The sequence below is a fragment of the Lacinutrix sp. MedPE-SW genome (genome assembly GCF_001874145.1).
Classification (GTDB): Bacteria; Bacteroidota; Bacteroidia; order Flavobacteriales; family Flavobacteriaceae; genus Lacinutrix.
Genome location: NZ_MPCX01000001.1, coordinates 156163 through 178898, shown reverse-complemented (window position 1 = coordinate 178898; position 22736 = coordinate 156163). Strand labels below are relative to the sequence as shown.

At 31.4% G+C, this 22736-nt stretch carries 13 protein-coding genes; 6 read left to right on the top strand and 7 right to left on the bottom strand.

Annotated elements, in window-relative coordinates:
- Positions 1–13: 13 nt before the first annotated feature.
- From BM549_RS00755 to BM549_RS00740, 4 genes are all read left to right on the top strand, one after another.
- A complete protein-coding gene (locus tag BM549_RS00755; RefSeq protein WP_290468504.1) occupies positions 14–916 on the top strand; it encodes a YihY/virulence factor BrkB family protein in 903 nt (300 codons plus the stop codon).
- 138 nt (positions 917–1054) lie between these two features.
- Complete coding sequence (locus BM549_RS00750; RefSeq protein ID WP_290468503.1) at positions 1055–2452, top strand: NAD-dependent succinate-semialdehyde dehydrogenase; 1398 nt, start codon at positions 1055–1057, stop codon at positions 2450–2452.
- A gap of 129 nt (positions 2453–2581) precedes the next feature.
- A complete protein-coding gene (locus tag BM549_RS00745; RefSeq protein ID WP_290468502.1) occupies positions 2582–3901 on the top strand; it encodes a DEAD/DEAH box helicase in 1320 nt (439 codons plus the stop codon).
- A 91-nt stretch (positions 3902–3992) separates the two neighbouring features.
- On the top strand, positions 3993–4796 hold the full coding sequence (locus tag BM549_RS00740) for a DUF1566 domain-containing protein (protein ID WP_290468501.1): 804 nt from the start codon (positions 3993–3995) through the stop codon (positions 4794–4796).
- A gap of 4 nt (positions 4797–4800) precedes the next feature.
- On the opposite strand, the gene BM549_RS00735 is transcribed toward BM549_RS00740, so the two are convergent.
- The 7 genes from BM549_RS00735 to BM549_RS00705 form a co-directional block, all read right to left on the bottom strand.
- Entirely contained in the window at positions 4801–5802 is a 1002-nt protein-coding gene (locus tag BM549_RS00735) for a type IX secretion system membrane protein PorP/SprF (RefSeq protein ID WP_290468500.1), read from the bottom strand.
- Between the two features lie 21 nt (positions 5803–5823).
- Positions 5824–14037 (bottom strand): T9SS type B sorting domain-containing protein, encoded by an 8214-nt coding sequence (locus BM549_RS00730; RefSeq protein ID WP_290468499.1) that lies wholly within the window; start codon positions 14035–14037, stop codon positions 5824–5826.
- Between the two features lie 64 nt (positions 14038–14101).
- Positions 14102–16546, bottom strand: coding sequence for a PorP/SprF family type IX secretion system membrane protein (locus tag BM549_RS00725; RefSeq protein WP_290468498.1), 2445 nt, complete (start codon positions 16544–16546; stop codon positions 14102–14104).
- Position 16547: 1 nt separating this feature from the next.
- Positions 16548–18014, bottom strand: coding sequence for a gliding motility-associated C-terminal domain-containing protein (locus BM549_RS00720; protein ID WP_290468497.1), 1467 nt, complete (start codon positions 18012–18014; stop codon positions 16548–16550).
- A gap of 106 nt (positions 18015–18120) precedes the next feature.
- The gene (locus BM549_RS00715; RefSeq protein WP_290468496.1) at positions 18121–19422 is read right to left on the bottom strand and encodes a hypothetical protein; all 1302 of its coding nucleotides are present in this window, start codon (positions 19420–19422) and stop codon (positions 18121–18123) included.
- A gap of 188 nt (positions 19423–19610) precedes the next feature.
- The gene (locus BM549_RS00710; protein ID WP_290468495.1) at positions 19611–20063 is read right to left on the bottom strand and encodes a hypothetical protein; all 453 of its coding nucleotides are present in this window, start codon (positions 20061–20063) and stop codon (positions 19611–19613) included.
- Positions 20064–20549: 486 nt separating this feature from the next.
- The gene (locus BM549_RS00705; protein WP_290468494.1) at positions 20550–20894 is read right to left on the bottom strand and encodes a helix-turn-helix domain-containing protein; all 345 of its coding nucleotides are present in this window, start codon (positions 20892–20894) and stop codon (positions 20550–20552) included.
- A 246-nt stretch (positions 20895–21140) separates the two neighbouring features.
- Between BM549_RS00705 and nfsB the strand changes: the two genes are divergently transcribed.
- Both nfsB and BM549_RS00695 read left to right on the top strand, forming a co-directional pair.
- Positions 21141–21800, top strand: coding sequence for an oxygen-insensitive NAD(P)H nitroreductase (nfsB, locus tag BM549_RS00700; protein WP_290468493.1), 660 nt, complete (start codon positions 21141–21143; stop codon positions 21798–21800).
- A gap of 21 nt (positions 21801–21821) precedes the next feature.
- Positions 21822–22661, top strand: a complete 840-nt coding sequence (locus BM549_RS00695; RefSeq protein ID WP_290468492.1) for a DUF4437 domain-containing protein — start codon at positions 21822–21824, stop codon at positions 22659–22661.
- The last annotated feature ends 75 nt before the right edge of the window (positions 22662–22736 follow it).

The following is a 22736-nucleotide window of genomic DNA, read 5'->3' as shown; positions in this document are numbered from 1 at the left end:
GAAATTATAATTAATGAGTGATTCCAAAAAATTTAAACTTATTCAATTACCAAAACTACTAGCAAAAGCTGGTAGTTCTTGGTTTAAAGGCAAACCTTTTGAGCGTAGTGCAATAGTAGCTTACTATGCAATACTATCCTTACCTGCATTAATAATTATTATTTTAAATATTGTTGGCGGTATTTGGGGAAGAGATATTGTGCAAGGCGAGTTATTAAACGAAATTACAAAAGCAATTGGTCCAGATGCGGCAGAGTCTATACGATTAATGATTGTGGAAAAAGGTAGTGAAACGACATCGGTTTTTGCTACTATTGTGGGTATTGGTACGCTAATTTACGGTTCTACAGGTGTATTTTTTCAGTTGCAATCTGCTTTAGATAATATTTGGGAAAGCGAATCAAACTTTGAAAACAGTATAGTAGAAACAATTGTAAGTCGGTTAAAAAGCTTTGGGTTCATTTTAATTATAGGGTTCTTGTTATTAACAAGTTTTATTTTAACCTCGTTATTAAGTACCTTTAATAAACGCCTAGAAAATATTTTACCAGAAAATCTATTAGATTTCTTATTCATATTCGATTTTTTAATATCTATTGGCTTTATATATGTGCTATTTGCTGCAATGTTTAAGTTTTTACCATCAGCAAAAATAAGTTGGAAAACCGTAAAAGTAGGAGCTTTGTTAACTACCATTCTATTTTTAATTGGTAAATATTTATTAGCTATTTATTTTAGTGAAATGGAACCTGGTTCAACTTATGGTGCTGCAGGATCCATAATTTTAATTATGTTATGGGTTTCGTATTCTTCATTAATACTATTGTTTGGAGCACATTTTACTAAAATATATTCAGATGAGTATGTAGATAACAAGAATGTTTCAAATCTTTTAAATAAAGCATTAAAAACATAAACAAATAGCAGCTTGTGCGCATTTAAAAAACATGTTAGCACATATACTATTTTGCATCCTAAGCTTTTCTTAAAGTGATTGGAAACGCTTTAAAAGATGTTTAATTTTATTTCAATCAAGAAAAAATAAAATAAAACTATGGAAAGAGATACTGAAAAAGGGTTTAAAACAATAAACCCAGCAACAGAACAAGTAATAAAAAGCTATACATACATGTCTAAAGAAGAAGCATTAAAAGCAGTAGAAAACTGTAATAATGCTTTTTTAAATTGGAAAACAGAATCTTTAGAAGATAGAGCAAAAATTATAAAAACTATTGGTGAGAAATTAAAAGCTAATAAGGATGATTTAGCGAATTTAATGACTACCGAAATGGGTAAACTAGTAAAGCAAAGTCACCAAGAAATTGAGCTTTGTGCTGGTATTTGCGAGTATACTGCAACTCAAGGTTTAAAAAAGTTAGAAGATGAAGAAAGAGAATTGCCAAATGGAGGCAAAGGTATTATTACGTACTCACCATTAGGTGTTATTTATGGTATTCAACCATGGAATTTTCCTTTATACCAAGTTATTCGTTACGCAATTGTAAACTTAATGGCAGGAAATGGTGTGTTGTTAAAACATGCTAAAAATGTTACTGGATGTGCACTTAAAATTCAAGAAATATTTAAAGAAGCAGATCTGCCAGAAAACCTATTTACAGTATTAATTATAGACCACGACACATCTGATGAAATTATAAAAAACGATTTTGTTAGAGGTGTAACTTTAACAGGTAGTTCTGGAGCAGGTAAAAAAATAGCAGAAAAAGCAGGTAAAGCCTTAAAGAAAACAGTATTAGAATTAGGTAGTAACGATGCCTATTTAGTACTTGATGATGCAAATATTGAAAAAGCAGTAAAAACCTGTGTACAAGGTCGAGTGTATAATAATGGAGAAACTTGTGTCGCAGCAAAACGTTTTATTGTTGTAGAAAGTGTATACGAAGATTTCAAAAAAGGGTTTGTAGAAGCCATGAGTAAGGTAACACATGGAGATCCAATGGATTCAAATTCTAAAATAGGACCAATGGCAAGAGAAGACTTAAGAGATAAAATTCACGATCAAGTAAAAGAAAGTGTAGATAAAGGAGCTAAAGTACTTTGTGGTGGTGAGATACCAGAAGAAAAAGGCTATTATTATCCTTCTACTGTTTTAGGTAATGTTACTCCAGGACAACCAGCTTACGATGATGAGTTATTTGGTCCTGTAGCATCACTAATTAAAGCAAAAGATAATGAAGACGCTATGCGCATTGCAAACGATAGTCGCTTTGGTTTAGGTGGTGGTATTTTCACAGAAGACGAAGATAAAGCTATAGACTTAGCTAAAAATCATTTCGATACAGGAATGGTAAATATAAATTCTTTTGGTTTAGCACACCCAAATATGCCTTTTGGTGGTATAAAAAATTCTGGATATGGTAGAGAACATGGAGGATTTGGTATTCATGAATTTGTAAACACAAAATCAATTTTATTAAATAATAAGAAATAAAAATTCTATTAATAATATTTTAAATCTGCAGAAACGCTTTCTGCAGATTTTTTTATATAAATATCTCAAACAAATCATAGGTGCTTTCTGTAAATAATGTAAGTATCTTTGTGAAAATTTTATCTGGTAATGGGCATTAGTAAAAACGACATTAAATCTCAAAAACAAATTCTTGCTAAACTAAATATAGAAGCGTTAAATCCTATGCAGGAAGAAGCACAGCTATCTATAAATTCTACAGCAAATACAGTGTTATTATCGCCTACAGGAACTGGTAAAACGGTTGCATTTTTGTTACCAACCATTGCAGAGTTAGATGCCAATGTAGAAAATATACAATTACTAATCTTGGTACCTTCTAGAGAATTAGCGATCCAAATAGAACAAGTTATTCGTGAAATGGGAACAGGATTTAAAGCAAATGCTGTTTATGGAGGAAGACCTTTTTCTAAAGATAAAATAGAATTAGCTCATGCGCCGGCAATTTTAATAGGAACTCCAGGACGTGTTGCCGATCATTTAAGGCGTGAAACTTTTATAATTGAAGATATAAAAACTTTAGTTTTAGATGAATTTGATAAATCTCTAGAAATTGGATTTGAAAAAGAAATGAGTGAAATTCTTGCCAGCTTACCAAACATAAAAAGGCGTGTTTTAACCTCAGCAACTCAGGATATGGAAATTCCTAAATTTGTTGGTTTAGAAAATGAAATTACTATTGATTATTTGGATACTAAAATTTCAAATTTAGAAATTAAAAAAGTGATTTCTCCAGATAAAAATAAGCTTCAAACCTTAGTAGATTTAATACACCAAATAGGAAATAAGCCAGGAATAATATTTTGTAATTTTAAAGATACAATACAATTTGTAAGTGATTTTTTAGAAGATAATAACATTCCGCATGGTACATTTTATGGTGGTTTAGAACAAATTGAAAGAGAACGTGCTCTTATAAAATTTAGAAACGGAACACATCAAATAATAATAGCAACAGATTTGGCAGCACGCGGTTTAGATATTCCAGAACTAAACTTTATTATTCATTACCAACTACCATTAAAAGCTGAAGAGTTTACACATAGAAATGGTAGAACTGCTAGAATGAATGCAAAAGGAACAGCTTATGTTTTACAATGGGAAAATGAATATTTACCAGAATTTATAACAACTTCTCAAGTTGAAAAGTTAAACGGAAAACATGCAAACATAAACAGTAATTGGTCAACATTATTTATTTCTGGAGGAAGAAAAGATAAAATTTCTAAAGGTGATATTGCGGGTTTATTTTTTAAACAAGGAAACCTGGAAAGAAACGAATTAGGTGTTATAGAACTTAAACAAGACTGTGCATTTGTAGCAGTTCCAAAAACTAAAGTAAATAGCATTATTACAAGTACAAACAATACACGTTTAAAAAAGAAAAAAGTTAGAGTAACACTTATTTAAATTCAATAAACTATTAATTGGGTGAATATTAAGACTATATACTTATGAGGTGTTGATATTTTTATATCTTTAATTAATAATAATTAAAGATATGGATGAAATTTATAAAATTATTACTTCAAGTGCTTTCTCAATTATAGCACCTTTAATTTTAGGGGTTTTAGCATCTTGGTATATTTCAAAACATTTTTTTTATAAAAAACAGCCTTCAGTTTTACAATTAGCAAAGCGATTAAAAAACACCAATTTTGGTAATTATTATAATCTTACTCAAGAAATTACTATACGCGTTTTAGAGACCAAATATTTTGGCAAATGGCATATAAAATCTAACGGAACAATTACAGATACTAAGCATAACTTATGTTGGATTCGTGCGCCTTGGGGAACCATATGGAACGGTAATGCATTTGAAGGAAAACCAATAGCTGTTAACTGGAGAGATGCAAGTAGTCTCTTTGGTGAAGGTATTTATAGAGAATATTATAAAAATACCAAAGAAATAAATGAGCTTGATATTAGCAAAAAAAATTATAAAAAAGGAAACTGTACAGTAACTTTTGCAAATAATAGTAATTGGAGATTGCCAACATCTCTAGAGTTAGAAACGTTACACTATAAAAATGCTATAGAAGTAAATAATAGAGATGAATATTCTAATGCGTTATTAGCACTTAAAACAGAATTGTTTCCTGGTTTTAAATTAAACCCAAAAAACTTTAATGTTTGGAGCGCAGACCAAGCAGGTTCTAATTGTGCCTGGATTTCAAATGAATTATACTGCCAATCTGATGAAAAGATTAGCAGTAATTTTTTTGTGCTTTTTGTTAGGTCAATTAGTAATAAAGAAATTGAAAAAGAAAGAAAACTACTTGTAAAACAAGTAGTAAGTTAATAGTTTAATTTTTTTTATTTAAACCTGCTCCTCTATATTTTCTCCAACTAGTACCTTTTGTACAAGGACAATCACTCATACCTTGTAGAAAATCAATTCCAATAGTTACAGCATGTGTACCAGAATTAAAACCAGATAAGTCGTTTATAGTTATTTGGTATGAATACGCTAAGTAAAAACCACTTTTCATTAAACCAGCCATTGGACCAATATTTAATGGTTTTCCAACTTGATCATTTAAAAAACGATACGATCCACCAATCCAGTAATAATCGCCTTTACGATTAAATTTTCTGTACTTAACATTTATATCAGTACTAGAACGTCCGTCATTATTATATCTTTGGTAAAAAATAGAAGGTTCAATTTCAGTGTTTTTCTTGGTTTGTATAATATAACCTGTATAGCCTTGAAAGTTTAATAACTTACTTGGTTCAATGCCCGTAAAAGCATCAATATCTTTCTCTAAAATGTTATTTGCATTAAAGCTTAAATAAAACATTTTGTAGCGGTATAATAAACCCACATCAAAGTTATTGTTATTAATAGATCTATCATCTGTTATACTTGGATCTACAATTGGCATTTCTTCTGTACCTTCAAAATTTTCAATATCAATTTTAAAACTATTAATATTATACGATAATCCAAAAGATAAATATTGTTGTGATTTATAATCTAAAACAATATGATGAGCAAAAGAAAATTTAGCTCCTTTTTGTCTAGTATTTCCGTTTTTATCATTGTACAAAGAGATACCAACTCCAGATTGATTGGCAATTCTAAAATCTGCATATAAAGCTTGATTGTCTGGTGCATTTTTTATTCCAACCCATTGTGTTAAACCATTAGCTCTAATTCTTAAATTATCTCCAATTCCTGCATAGGTAGGAGAAATAATAAAGTCATTATCTGCTAAATACTGTGTCCAAACAGGTAAATTAAGCTCTTGTGCGTAAGTATTAGAAACGATAAAAAGAACGATATACAGTGCTAATTTTTTCATAATAATAAGTTTTTAGTTCCTTTATCTATATAGTGTAAAATGTCCTACGTATTCTTTTTCTAACAGTTCGCTATTTGGTTTAACAACATACCAGTAATCACCAGTAGGAAGCTCGGTACCATTATAACGTCCATCCCAATATTGACCAACTCTATAAGTTGCAACTTTACGACCATAACGGTCAAAAATATCAAAAGTTAAATCTGGAAAATCGTCTACACAACCAGGAGCCCAAGTATCTGCAGTACCATCTCCATTTGGAGAGAAGTAATTAGGAATACAAGGTCCAATAATTTCTATTTCAATTGAAGCTTCATCTTGGCAGCCTAAACTATCTGTAACAATAACAGTATATGTACCAACTTGTGTTACAGTAAATTCATTTTCACTTCCATAATTTTCATTATTAAAAGTATAAGTATAACCACCAGTTCCACCGGTTGTTTGTGCTATAATTTCTCCAGGTTCATCACCTTCTATTAAATTTAAAGCAAGTGGTTGATAATTTTCTATAGTAAAAAAGTCTGTGTATTGTACACAACCATTGTTATGGGTAACTTCAATATAATGATCTGCGCCAGATGCGTAATCTACATTGTTAAATATATTACTTGTTTGAGACCCAATACCATCTAGAGAATAAGATAATACACTTGTATCTGTAATACTTTCATCTACATAAACTGTAACAGTATTACTTAATGTATTATCATCACATAGGTATTCTATTTCTATTGTTGGGTTAATTCTTACTGCTTCTGGAAAAGTAATATTCCATTCAGACTCACAACCTTGGTTATCTCTTACAAAAACAATATGATCACCACCATTTAAATTTGTAAAATCAAAAACGGTTTGTGTTGCTGTACCAACAGTATATGTACCGTTATAATCATCTAAAACAACACTGTAAGGTAGGCTTCCACCAGAAATGTCTATGCTAAAAACACCATTTGCTTCGCCTTCACAAGTTTCTTCAAACATAGAATCTGGAACAATTTGCAGAATTACCGGAACTGGATCTGTAATTGTAAAGGTATCTGTATAGAAACATCCTAATACGTCTTGTACGATAAATTGATAGGTTCCTGGCGCTAAGTTTTCAAATATATTAGTATCAAAAAATTGATCTAATTGTGGTGAAATTGCATATTTAATAATTCCTGTTCCGCCAGAAGCGTTAATTTCAATTCCACCATCATTACTTCCGCTACAGGTAATTTCATTAACAACAAAATCTACTTGTAATGGAGCACTAGGTTCTGTTATTGTTACAGTTTCAGACGTTGTTAAACAGTTATCGCTAATTACATTTACAGTATATGTTCCTGCTGCTAATCCAGTAAATGATGCTGGACTATCTGTTGTAGTAGTAATATTATTAGAAGCGTCTTCTAATTCGTAAGTGTAGTTTCCTAAACCACCTTGAGCGGTTGCAACAATACTTCCGTTAGTATCACCAGCACAGTTTATAGTTGGATTATCACTTTCTAAATTAATAACTAAATCTGGTAGAGTGTCAATAGTAATTTCATTAGAAACGTTTGCAACACAGCCATTAGCATCTCTAACATAATATTGGTATGTTCCTGGTGTAACAGCTATTGTGGTACTATTTGTAAAACTACCTAAAATATTAGCAAAATTACTTGTATTACTGTAACTGTAAATACCAGTTCCACCATTGGCAGATAAAGTAAGTTCGTAAGTTATTGGACAAGTTTGCGTACTAGAGTTAACTAAACTTGCAGCAATAGGCGTAGGTTCGTTTATAATAATAGTTGGTGAGTTTAATTCACAATTATAACCATCTGTAATAGTTACAGAATATGTTCCTGCACCTAAATTATTAAACACATTACTGTTTTGTGGTCCAGAAATACTAGTTGTTGGAGAATCTGTATTTAATGTATAAGTATAATTTGTGCCTTGTCCGCCAGTTACGTTACTAACTGTAATACTTGCATCTTGGTCTCCAAAACAATCTACAGTATTTGCACTAGCTGTAAATGTGGCGTTTATAGGTTGCGGAGTATTTAATGTAATACTTTCTGAAACTATACAACCTTCATTATCTCTCACATTCACGGTATATGTTCCTGCAGATAGGTTTTCGAAAGCTCCATTAGTACTGTACGGAACTGTTGCATCACCAGTTAATTCATATTCTAGATTTCCCCAACCACCAGAAGCTACTGCTGTAATTGTTCCTATATTATTATCGCAAGTAACATTAGAAGTTTCTGAAAGAGCTAATGTTAATGCTTGAGTTGGAGAAGCTATAACAACTGTTGAAATTGCAGAACAAAATGGACTTTCGGTTTCTATAATTTCTACTGAAAAAGTTCCTGCTTGCATTCCTGTTACAGTAAGCGGGTTTGTAGATGTGTTTGCATTTACAACACCAGTAACTGAAGTTCCAGAATCATTATAAACATTATAGGTATAAGCTCCAGAATAACCACTTACATTAATATCGAAAGTTCCAGAATTATCACCAAAACAAATAACAGCAGTTGGTGAGGTAGTAAATGTTGGAGCAGTGGCAGAAGCTAATGAAACAGTAACATCTTCTGTACAAGAAGTAACAGTATCTGTAACAGTTATAACATAAACACCTGAAGGTACTCCAGAGAATACATTTCCGCTTAAACTTATAGAGGCAGGATTTGGACTAATACTATAATTAAATGATCCAGAACCATTTAAAGCATCTATTGTAATTTCTCCATCATTATCATTACAAGTAGGTAATGCAGTTACACTTGGTGTAACAGTTATTGGAGCAGGAATATTAACAGTTACTGTATTACCACAACCATTAGCATCTTGAATCTCGATAGTATGCGTTCCTGAAAATAAATTTGAAATTGTAAACGGAGCATTTTGTGATTGAAAACTTCCTCCATTTATACTAAAACTATATGGAGCAATTCCTGGATTATCTAATGTAACATCAATTTCAAAATCACCTTCATCTGTAGTACATAAACTATCTATTACTGCAGAAATTACAGGAGAATCATCCATTGGTAATACAACTACTGGACTAGAAATAATACAACCATAAGCATCTATTACATGTACGTAATAGTTTCCAGCATTTTCATTAAATGTACTTGCTGTTGCCCACGCAGGATCTGTTGCTGTTGGAGTAGTAGCTGTTGTTGTTATTTGATATTGATAAGGTGCTGTTCCGTTTTGTGCCACAGCACTTATAACTCCAGAATTAGGGTTACAATTGGCATTTTGATCTACAGAAGTTGTTAAGCTTAACAGAAAAGCAGATTCTGTAATATTAAAAGGAGCTGTTACTATACCACAACCAGCATTTGTTCCTGAGGTTTCTGTTATTGAAACAAAATAGTTACCAAAAGGTAACGGACCTAAATTTGTTTGTGTAAAAGAACCATTAGCAGTAACAGTACCAGTTCCTGTAACACCTGTAGTTTGCAATGATAAAGAATCGAAAATTTCGAAAGAAATTGAAGTGTCTACACTATAAATACTGTTTACAGTAAAAGAAACATTTCCATCTGCACTACCTGTACAAGTAATATTATTTGCACTTACAGCATCTACTGTTAATGTAGAGTTTGTAGGTATTGGAGCCGTTGCTGGCTCGTAATAGCTACACATTGTAGATTCATCATAAACTATAAATGTATATGTTACTCCAGAAGTTAAACCTGTAAATGTGGCAGATTGACTTCCAGGACTATCTTCTGGTAACCATGTTCCTGCAGGATATACAGTACTTGGACCTTCGTAAATGCTAAAATAAAATGGACCTGTACTACTTAAAGTAGAGCCAACACTTACTTCTGCTTCACCACCAGTTGTACAATCTACAGTTGTAGTAATATCTATATCCAAATCTGTTGGAGGAGAAGCTACTAATACATCTTGTTGTAAAATAGAACATCCATTAGCATCAACTATATTAATTTCATATAAACCAAAATCTACAACATCAAAACTTACAGAGGTAGATCCTGTATTGTTTAATTCAGAATTTGAATATCCATTTGTTCCTGTAACAAAATAATTATAAGGAGCCGTTCCGCCAGTAACAGAAGTAACAATAACCGAACCTTGAGAAACACCACTACTTGTACATGTTATATCTACAGTATCAAAAGTCATTACTATAGGATCTGGCTCATTAATTGTAATGGTATCTGTTCCTGTACACGAATTAGCATCGGTTATAGTTACAGTATAGGTTCCTGCAGTTAAACCAGATGTTTGTGTGCCATAGTTGACACCAGTTGTATCGTTATTTACATTAATTGTAAATGGTGCTGTACCAACAGTATCATCAATAGTTATATCTATAGAGCCATTTGAATCTCCATTACAAATAACACTTTGTGATTCTACTACAGCACTTAATGCTGGAGGAGAAATTGGGTTTATGGTAATACTATTAGATTCTACAATACAGTTATTAGCATCTGTAATTTGAAATTGATATGTTCCTGGTGTTGAGGTTGCATAGTTAAATGTAGATGGAGTAGTACCTAAATTTGTATATGTACTACCATCTACAGAAACAGCGTAGGTATATGGTGCAGTTCCTGTAATTGTGCCCGAAATTTCAGCATCTGGTGTTGCAGTACAATCTAAATTTGAAGTTAATACTACATTTACAGTTGGAGTTGCAATAGGATCTATTGTAATAGATTCACTATAAATACAATCGTTTTCGTCTCTTACCTGAAATGTATAAGTATCTGGAGTTAAGCCAGAAAAAACGGTTCCTGTTTGGTATGCTGTAGCACTTGATGCAGGAGCAATAATTTGATATTCTAAAACACCTGTTCCTCCGGTAACACTTGAAATAGTAACATCTGCGGTGTTTGATGGACAAGTTATTGGTGAAATAGTAAAAGTTAAATCTGTTGGCGGATTTAAAGGATCTATTGTAATATCATTAGTTGTTTGTGTACAATTACTAGCGTCTTGAACAGTAATTGTATAAGTACCTGCAGTTAAATCTGAAAACACACTACTAGTCTGAAATGTAACACCATCGATACTATATTGGTAAGGCGCATTGCCACCTGAAACAGCAGTTACACTAATTGTCCCGTTAGTAGAACAGCTATAATCTGTTGTTAAAGTAGCCGTTGCATTAATAGGGTCACTTTCAGATATTGTTACCGTTTGAGGATCTGTGTTACAAACTGAGGCTCCAACAGTATATAATAAAACAACATCATAATTACCAACACCTAAACCAGTGAAAACTGGAGAATTAAAGAAGGTAACGCCACCATCTATACTGTATTCTATACTATTTCCGTTAGCGTTTGTTACATTAATCTCAATACTTCCCGTATCTAGTCCAGCACATGCAATATCATTTGCAATAACATTAAAGTCTGGTTCTGGTATAATATCTACAGTAATAGTAGTGTTTGCACTACAATTGTTAGAATCTACAACAGTAATGTCGTAAACTCCAGCAGTTGTAACTACAATCTCTGGTACAGTTTGAAAATCTGTTGTACTGTTTACAAAGTAAAAATATGGAGGTGTACCACCTTGAGGATATACTGTTATTTCACCTTCGGTACATGTTAACGGACTTGTAATTGCAGCTGTTGTTGTTAACAATGGTGGTTCTGTAATTGTTATATCTTCAGAGTAAGTACAACCATTTTCAGTTTCAACAGTAACTGTATAGTCTCCAGGATTTAAATTTTCAAAAGAATAAGTATTATCTACTATTGGTCCTACATTATTTACTAAAGTTCCGTTTTCAAATAGCTCGAACGAATATTGTGGATCTACATCATTTGCTGCTAAGTAAATACTACCTAATTCACCATGACATAATGGTTGTGTTATAATAGATGACACAGTGAAATTGCGTTCTCGAATTTGAACATCTAAAACACTAAAAATACATGGATTAGTATCTACACCAATTTGTTTAACATATACATTGTAAAATCCTGGTGTAGTTACTGTAAATTCATTACTAGTTTGAAATGTAACATTATCTAAACTGTATTCATAACCAGATGGTACATTGTTTACAGTAATAGTTCCTGGTGTTGTACAAATAATATCTGTTGAAACAACTGTAGGACTTAATAAGTTTTGATATACATTAAAGTAAAATTGAACAAAACAACCACCAGCATAGTTAATTGTTAATCTAAACTGTCCAGCGGTATCTGCAATGTAATCTGGTCCAGTTCCTACTTGATTCCATATACACGCATTATCCTCATTCGCACAATCTGAATTTGAAACGGCAGCACAACTTGATTCATCTAATTGCTCCCAAATTATAGAAGTAGAACCAGCAATGTTAGTTTGTATATCTCTAAAATCGTCTGCACCACATAAGAATATATTTGGTAGTAGCTTGCCATCGTTAGGACATGTAGCAACTTCATCTGCATAAGGAATTACAGGATTGTCTATTTCTCCACCGTAAAGCTCAACATTAAATTGTTGAGTAATAGATTGACATGGTGCTATAGCAGTATTGTAAACATAGTAAGTACCTGTTTCTGTAACCGTAATAGATTGATTTGTGCCAATAACAGGAGTACCTGTTGGACTTGTTGACCAAGAGTAAGAATCGTAACCATTTGCAGCAGTTAACTCTAAACTAGATCCACAAAGTATCTCATCTTGAATAAATTGGCAATCTAAATCGGTTAAAAAGTTTGTGGCTTGTGGAGTTAATAAACAACCAGTATTACTACTTAAACTTGGGTCGTCTGTAATTTCAAAGGTTGGATTATAAAATCCATTATAAGTAGCGAAAGCTTGATTGTTAATGATGTTTGAACAAGCATCGGCTAGTTGGTTGCAATTATCTACGACTTGAACTTCAATTCTTATTTCATAAACAGGATCGTTCTCTTCAACTAAATAATCTGCTACATCAAATATAATTTCTCTCGTATCAGGATCGTAACTTGCAACTGTTACACCTGGTGGTAAAACTAAATCTGTAGGATAATTAAATATAATATTTACAGGAAGTATATCTCTAATCTGTAAATTAGTTGCATTATCGTTTCCTGTATTTTGAAATCCAATAACATAATTTAAAGAAGAACCAAGCGTTACAGTTTGGCCGCCAATGTTATTTCCAGCATCATCTTCAACAATTTTAGTTAATACAATACTAGGTTCAATTATTTCTACTGCAAAAGCGAAAAAATATTGAAAATAAGTATCACCAGCAGTTTCTAATCTAACTACTGCAGAGGTCGCATCATTAGCTATTACAGAGTTTCCAGGATTTGGAATAGTCATTACTCCAGTATCAAACCCTAATGTGTTTGTACTATTTGGAACTCTATTATTTACAGGTGTAGCATCTAATTGTGTTACCGAACTATTAAAAAAGTTATTTACAGGACGATCTGCCGCAGATAAATTTACGCCATTTAATAGCATTTGATCTCCTAAAATAGGGCTATCACCTTCTAAGGTTGCAAAGGCAAAATTAGCTCTTACTGGAGCAGGAGCAGGTACGGTTCTAAAACCATCGATATTAATATCTGCTGTAGGGTTTTGTGAAGCACTAATTGCACTAAAACCATCAAAACTTGTTATCGATTTACCTGGTAAAGTTGGGTCTTCATAAACTACAAAAAGAGACCAACCAGCAGATTGTCCTGTACCATTATATGGGTTAAAAGTAGAAGTCTCTCCTGTTCCAGAAGAAACATTAGCAACGGTGTAAGTCCCTAAATCTGCACCAGAGCCAAATGCGGTAACAATATCTGTTACATCTGCATAACAAGCATAAGAAAAACTATTACCTCCATCTACAGAGTTTCCGTTTGCATCATAAATAATAGTACCTTGAATATCATTATATCCACCAGTAGGGCCTTTAAATTTTACATTTGTTATAGGCTCATTTCCCGGATTTACAGCTCCCCAATACAATCCTGCATATTTAATTAAATAACAGTTTGGATTTGGGATTTCTAAATCGGCACTAGATGAACTAAATGTTGTGTTATCTGAATCAATGTCAATATAATTCATATCGACATTATGATTATACACATTATTGTTATTAAAGGCGTTATTATCTGGACCCAGAATATTATTACCAATAAGAACAATATCACCTTTTAAATCTTCATCGAATCTTGGTGTAAATGGCTCGAAATTTTGCCCATATGATGATGCACAAAAGAACAAGAGTGAAACAATAAATAATGCTTTAACATAAGTAGGGATTTTCATGTTGTTTGTTTTTGGAACAATTTTATTTTTATCTAGTAGGCATTGCTAAAAACAAAATGAATTATTAATTTTCTATTTTTACGATTGACATTTTTTGGTTATATAATTTATTTCCTTTAGCGGTTAAGGATTTATTTGCGTTTTGTATATTATTAAACTTTTGATAGTATATATAATATTTACTTGAGTTTACATCATAAAAGAAATTTACATTCGACTCTCCAGACTGAATAACTTTTGTTACAAAGTCATTTCGTTTTTTAACATCACTATGCACTGCTATTACTAAGTAATAACCATTTTCTTCATTTTTAATATTTTTTAGAATTTGAATGTTTTTGCTTTGTTCTATGCCAAAATCAAAATCATCTTCTGTTAATTCTTCGTCACTTATTGTGGTATTCTTTTTAATGTTTTCTAATGCAGCTCTATCTATAGCATATCGCTCATCTTCATTATCGAATGAAGCACGTTTTATTCTTCTTCTACGCTCATACTCTGTAGAAATATTGATGTCTTTTAATTCTATATCTAGTTGGTTTTTTGCTTGAATAGCTTTGTTTTGTTCAAGTTCTAAGCGTCGTATTGTTTTTCTATAATATAAGTCTACATTATCAAGTGCAATTGTATTAGATTCACGATTTTCTTCATATAAATCTTTTAGTTTCTTGATGTCTTCGTTTCTATTTTTAATTACAACTTCTAAGTCTTCTTTTATTTTATTTAATCTATTATTTTCTTCTGTTATACTCTTAAATGGCTTAGCCTCTACGGTTATACCTTGCTCACTTAAATCATTTTCTTCTTTTAAGTCTTTAAGATCTTGATCTTTTATTTTAACAATAGCATCAAATCTTTTTAATAATTGATTTTGCTCAGATTTAGAATCTTCAGTTTTCTTTGTAATGGCAAGCATTGCTTTACCAAGTTCATCGGTTGGATTTAAAATTTCCTCATCTAAAACTTCAACGTCTGTAGGAAGCTCAGTTTGTTGTTCTGCAAGACGTTTTGCTTGAGCATCAGCTTCTGCTTTGGCTTGTTGTTCTGCAAGACGTTTTGCTTGTGCATCAGCTTCTTCCTTAGCTTGTTGTTCTGCAAGACGTTTTGCTTGTGCATCAGCTTCTGCTTTGGCTTGTTGTTCTGCAAGACGTTTCGCTTGCGCATCAGCTTCTGCTTTGGCTTGTTGTTCTGCAAGACGTTTCGCTTGCGCATCAGCTTCAGCCTTAGCTTGTTGTTCTGCAAGACGTTTCGCTTGTGCATCAGCTTCTGCCTTAGCTTGTTGTTCTGCAAGACGTTTCGCTTGTGCATCAGCTTCTGCTTTGGCTTGTTGTTCTGCAAGACGTTTCGCTTGTGCATCAGCTTCAGCCTTAGCTTGTTGTTCTGCAAGAAGTATTGCTTGCGCATCAGCTTCTGCCTTAGCTTGTTGTTCTGCTAGAAGTTTTGCTTGCTCATCGGCTTCTGCTTTGGCTTGTTGTTGTGCAATGGCATTTCTACTAGCACTTTGTTTTCTTTTAATATTAGCTCTTCTTCGTCGTGAATTATTATTAGAAAATAAGCCACTTATTTCGTCGCCACTACTATAATCGTATCTGTTATTATTTTTAAACCTAAAGGCTACAGAAATTTCATGTGAAGGACCAAACTCTGTTAAATCGCCAATGGCTTTTTCAAAATTATACTCAATAGCGATTTGCGGCGAGATATTTAGTCCTAATCCTCCAGAAGCTCCATATACAGTATTGTAACCAATTTGCGCCCAAATACCTTTAGGTACAGTAAGCATTGCTATTCCAGATAAAATGGTTTCGTCTTTTTTTATTTCCGTTTTAACTAAACCAGAAAATTTAGTTTCGTCAAAAAAACCATGAGTAGACAAGTATCCAGTATACATTAAATGACCTTGGATAGCTTGTTCTGGATTTTCTTCAATTATAGTAGAAGATGTAAAATTATAAGCGACAATATTATTTAGTGAAACACCAAAATCGAAAAAACCTGTCCCGTAATTTATTGCCGGATTTATAGTTAACAGAAAATTTTCTGAAACATTTTCTGTTGCAGGATCACTAAAGTTAGTAACAATTCTTCCTGTATTTAGTCCGCTTTTGTATGCGCCAATATTTAAACCAAATGTTAAATTGCTATCTCGTTGTAATCTTGCATTATAAGCAAAGTTTAATAAGCCGCCAAAAGTTGTAAGTACACCATAATTTTGTTGAAAAACACCTAATCCAGCACCAATATTTTCTCCAAATCGTCCTGAATAACTAGCTAAATAGGTTAGTGGTGCATCTTCAAACGCTGTCCATTCCCTTTTATTAGATACAGTTATGTATTTATTTTGTTCTCTTACAAAACTAAAGGTTGGATTTATTGTAAAGCGATTAAATGTTAAGGAGTTTCTAATTGGGATATTTAGGGCAACAACACCATCATTTATTTCTTCTTGAGAAAATAAAACCTGAAGAGAACTGGTAAATAATACTAAAACTATAAGTAGTGTTTTCATATTATTTAATTATTGTTATTGAACCTTTTTTTACTTGATTATCCTGTGTTGTTATTATATAATAAAACACTTGATTTATACTTGTTAGTTCTAAATCGTTTTCTGGCCAATTATTTAAATAGTCATTTGTTTGAAAAACTATTTTTCCACGATTGTCCATGATTAAAACTTCAGTATTTGTGCCTGTTACATATTTTGTAGGTAAAGTCCAAGTATCATTTATTGTATCTCCGTTAGGGCTAATTATATTAGGTATATTTTCTACATCTGGGAAAGGATTAAAAGCTTCAGTAACTTGAAAAGTAAATTCTCTAGAACCAAGGCACCCAGAGGTCTCGGTAACTACAACTGTGTAATTTCCAAAACTTGTTACATTATAACTATCTTGAGTAGCACCAGCTATTGGTGTGTTATCTAAATACCATTCAAATTCTGGATTATTAGCATTTGTTATAACGATTGCTTGTAAACTTTCTCCTTCTTCAAGAGTATTGGTTTCTTCAACATTTATAGAGCCATCAAATAACTCACTGGTTAACGTTATAGTTCCAGAAACTGAACAGTCTCCTAAATCTACTTGTACAGCGTATTCTCCAGAATCTAATGTGCTATACATTTGACTTGTTGCACCAGAAATTATTTCACCATCTTCAAACCATTGGTAACTATTGCCACTAATTGTACTTAAAATTGTTTCTCCTTGATCTGGGCAAAACGGATTGCCCAAACTAGATGAAATTCCTGCATCTGTTTCTCCAGCAACAACTTCGCTAATGGTTACTCTATTTGAAAATGAACTAGATGTACATGTGCCATAATCTGTTTCAACAAAATATGTTCCTTCTTGATTAACAGATAGAGTAGTGCCACTAGTAACAAAAACTGATGTTGTTGCGCTAGTTTCTTTATACCAATTATAGTTAAGCGTTGGATAATTTAATGGTGAATCGTTATTACCTGCTCCAGGATTATCTATAGTTAACAAATAACTACCACCAGAGCAATACGCTCCTGTTGATACTAAATTATTTATAGTAAAAGGAGAATCTTGTAATTTATAATATGCCGGAAAAGATTGTGAGCCACTACTTGTAGCAACTGGATTACTACTTTTAATTCTTATTCTATAATTTTCTCCAGCTGTAGTTGTTGGAATAGAAAAGTTTAAGGTTGCTGGTGAACTTGTTATTTCTCCAGGATTAGTTGTAAGTATTATTGTAGAATCATTAAAATCTCCATTAGCATTAGACATTTCTATACTAAATTGATTAGATGCATCTAATCCACTCTCAGGAGAGAAAACAAAGTTTGTAGCAAAGTTGTTAAAATCCTCATTTGCGCAAGCTTGATTAAACTCAACTAATTGAGGTGTTCCAATTACTATTTGTGCATTTATTTTTTGCTGTAAAATAAAAATAAATAAGCACATTAATAAATACAGTTGGTATTTTGTTTTATTGGTATACATTTGTCTTTGCTAATAATTTTCTATCCTATAGGCAATGTTTTAGCTTTTAAATTTAGAGGTTATGGTTAGCTAATATTTAAATTTAATACATATTGTATTTTGTGCATTAGTCTTCTCGAGAGGCTACAATTTGATTTATTCTTAATCTGTAGTCTGGACGTTTTAAATTGTGAGAGTCTATAAATGTTTCAGAGTCAGGTCCTTTTGAATATACATTGTTAAAAGCTCTACTTCCATACCAATTTTCTAAATCTTCATTGTTTGTATTGTCTTTTATAAAAATGTTTCCGTTACAATTATTAAAGTAAGAACTTGTAAACACAATTTTTTCTAAATTACTACTGTTAACTTTAATGTTATTATCTAAAATTACTGCTGGATTAAAACCGGAAATAACACTTTTATCAATTTTAAAAGTAACATCTTCACCAATAAAAATGGCTTCATTTACCAAACCTACTTTAATATCATATTCTAAATCATTAGTTATATTTATTAATGTTAAGTTTTTTGCATCAACTATGGTTTGACATTTATTAAAATCTGTATCTATTTTTAAATCATGATTTAAAACACGAAGTGCTCTAGAGGTTTCTGGACCAGAAATATATGGCGATTTTATAGCTAAAGAATTAATAATGTCGCACTGTGCACCATAATTAATGTCATAATCGTTAATTGTAGATTTATAAGAAACAAATTGATTTAGAGTTAAAGATCCTCCACGTATTTCAAATGAGTTTCCTTGACTATAGCTTACCATAACATTACTAAGTATGGTTTCTCTTCCTACACCAGCTAAAGTTAAAGCACTCAAGTATCCAAATCTCTTTGTTCTTTTTCCAGCATACTCAATTCTTACATAGTTTAATATTCCAGAATTACTTTCTAAATTATCACCACCATAACTTATATTTTTAGCTTCAGTAGTGTCTAAACCATATTCAACTTTTGCATCTTTATTTACAAAATTAGTTTGTGAGTCTCCTAAGATAATAATGCCTCCCCAATCGCCAGGTTTCTTTACGCTTCTATTAGAAGTAAATACAATTGGATCTGTTTCTCTACCATCTGCAATAATTTTAGATCCATTAGCTATAGTTAAAGATCCTTTGGTATCAAAGTCACCTAAAATAACTGTTCCTGGTTCTATTGTAAGAGTAGTACTGTCTGTAACAAATACATCACCTAATAAAAGATAGGTGTCACTTTTTCTAAGTTTTGTATCGTTCGTAATATTTCCTGTAAGTATTTGAGTTGGTTTATCGTACTCTACTTTATTAGGTCTAAACTCCGTCCAAGAATTTAACCAGTTTTCATAACCGGTGATTCCTTTTTCTTGTTGAGCGTTAATAATAGTACAAGTAAATAGTAATATTATTAATGTTATGTAGTTTTTTCTCATCATGGTTAAGTGCTTTATAGATTATTTGGGAAATAATTTATAGTTCAATTTTAATTAAAATTCGTATGAAATACAAATAATATCGACAAAATGCATTTTTTTTAATAAAAAGTGCGTTTTTTCTTACGATATTAAGGTGTTCTTTTCTTCATTTATTGAGTTTATTAAAATTTATGTTATGATTTTAAAAATTAATCTACTTTAAAGTCGTTATAAGTATGTAGCGATTTTAAAGTTTGTTCGTAAAATAATATAGCGGCTATTAAATCTTTAGAATCTGAATATGGTAGTATAGATTTTTGAAATTGAATAGTACTATCAAAATATTCTTGTGATGCTTTTTCGTTTGCTTCTAAAGCTTTTTTATTTTCTTTAGTTTCTGGTATTCCTAAACTACTCATGGTAACATTAGGTTTAGTAGCAAAAGCAATATTTGGAAGAATATTTACGATAACTTCAATACGTTCTGTATATAATGTTAATAAATCTCCTTTAGGAAGTCTTTTTAATTCTTCTAAGCTATGATACTTACTAATACTTACCTTACCAGTAATTAATCTGTTTTTTAATTTATCTTTTTGTGCATAACCGATACTTAATATCATAAAAAAAATAACGGTAAAAAAAGTAGTTCTTGCTTTCATTGTTAGGATGTTTTTCACTTGTAATCACAACAAATCTATATAAATTATTAATTATTCCAATACTTTTAGAGCTTTTTTTTTGATTTTTTTTATCGAACAAAAGATGTTTTTATCGGATAAACTGCATAATCATTGGATAAAACGCCGATTTTCACGATGTAAAGCTATGTATTGAATTATTCAGTAAATTATTACAAAAAAAATAAAATCTGTAAAATTTGATGAAAAATTAAAAATATCAAAGGTTGATTTTTAACGTTTTAGACTATGTAAAAGTGATGTTTTTAAAAAAAGTAAATACTCTTTTTGTTTTATTAAAACGTTAATTTATTCTGAAGTTATAATACTATATTTATAAATGCCTAATTTTTACTTATTTATCAATTTTAAGAAGCTAGAAAATGTATTTTAAAAAATAAAAATTAAAATAACATTTTAAACAAGTAAATAGTAGGATCACGATAATAAACTACAAATTAAAGTAATTTACACTGTGTGTTTATTTTTTTCCTTAACCGTATTTACACCCCAATCTGCGATAGCTTGCACTACAGGAATTAAAGTTTTACCAAAATCGGTTAACGAATATTCTACCTTTAAAGGTGGTTTAGAAGTGTACACTTTTCTTTTTACAATACCATCTTCTTCTAAAGTTTTTAATTGTAAACTCAATGTACGCTCTGTAACTGTTGGCATTTCTTTTCTTAATTCATTATATCGAAGTGTTTTATTAATTAAATGAAACATAATTACCGTTTTCCATTTTCCTCCAATAATTCCCATAGTTAGACTCGCGCAACATGGATATTCCTTTCCTTTAAACGTATACATAATTTTTTTAAGTATTAAATCTTTGGCAAAGATAGAATACTATATTTATTTATACAACTATACTTTTTATAGTAAATTTAACATTTTACTAAATGTGTTGATATTGTTGAGTTTACATCATTTTTAACTATAATAATTTGTACTATCCTTTTTGACCGTTATTGTGTGTATTGCATACTACAATTACATTTGTACTATACTTTTTATAGTATAATTGAAAAATCAACTTAATAAAAATATATACAAATGAATTTAACTGAAACATTAAACTGGAGATACACAACTAAAGAATTTGACCCAACAAAAAAAATATCTGAAGCAGATATGGCAAAAGTCAAAAACTTATTAAGAATGAGCCCATCGAGTGTAAACTTACAACCTTGGCATTTTATAGTTGCAGAAACTACTGAAGGTAAAGCTCGCATGGCTAAAGGAACACAAGGTTTCTTTCATTTTAATGAGCCTAAAGTTACCAACGCTTCAGCAGTCGTATTATTCTGCTCAAAAATTGATGCAGATGATGCCTATTACCAACATATTGCAGAAACTGAAGATAAAAATGGAAGGTTTCCAAATGAAGACATTAAAAACGGATTCCTAGGTGCTGTTAAAACATTTGCAGGAATTCATAAATACGATTTAAAAGATTTACAACATTGGATGGAAAAACAAGTTTACTTAAACATAGGAAGCTTTTTATTAGGTGTTGCGAGTTTAGGTATTGATGCTACTCCAATGGAAGGAATAGATGTTAAAGCATTAGATGAAGAGTTTGGTTTAAGAGAAAAAGGTTTCACAGCTTTAGTTGCTGTGTCTATAGGTTACAGAGCAGAATCTGACTTTAATTCAACTGATAAAACACCAAAATCTAGATTGCCAGAAAGTGAATTATTCACAGAAATATAATTAGTATTTAAATTTAATACCATGAAAAAAAATATTTTAATCGCATTAGCACTAGTAGCAGGTATTTTTGCAAAGGCGCAAACACCAACAACAGATAATATTAAGTCTATAAACGAAGTAGTAACTGCAGATACTGTAGAATGGGGTTGGTTAAATCCGCTACGAGGCGATAAAAGTCCAGCAGCAGGTAAACTTTGGGGAGACAGAACTAAAAACGAACCAGCAGGTTTTTTAGTAAAATTCAATAAAGGGTTTTCTTCGCCAGCACACATTCACAACATTACGTATCGTGGTGTGGTAATTAAAGGTTTATTGCATAATGATGACGAACAAGCCGAAAAACAATGGCTACCAGCTGGATCTTATTGGCAGCAACCAGCAGGAGAAGCACATATTACTGCAGCAGATGGTGAAGAAAATATGGCATTTTTAGATATACAGGAAGGACCATATTTAGTACAACCAACAGACGAAGCTTTTGATAATGGAGAAAGACCTGTTAATGTTGATAAAACGAATTTAGTTTGGTTAAACGCTAATGATATAGAATGGATTTCAGAAAAAAGTAATGTAGAAACTGCTTTTTTATGGGGAAGCCACGAAAAAAATCAATTACGTGCTTCTTTAATAAAATTACCAGCTGGTTTTAAAGGAAAAATTAAAAATTTAAGTCCAAATTTTAGAGCTGTTGTAATTTCTGGAGGAATTTCACACCAGTTTTTTAAAAAAGAAGCTAAAAAGGAATTAAACGCACCATCTTATTTCGGAGCAGAAGAAAATGCAACTTCAATTATTTCAGCAGAAAAAGAAACGGTGCTTTATATTAGAAGTAACGGAAATTATAAAGTGATTTCAAAATAACTTTTAATTTCAAAAATATAATTAAACCCCAAGTATCGATTAATATTAGACGAAGCCACCAAATATTTAATATTA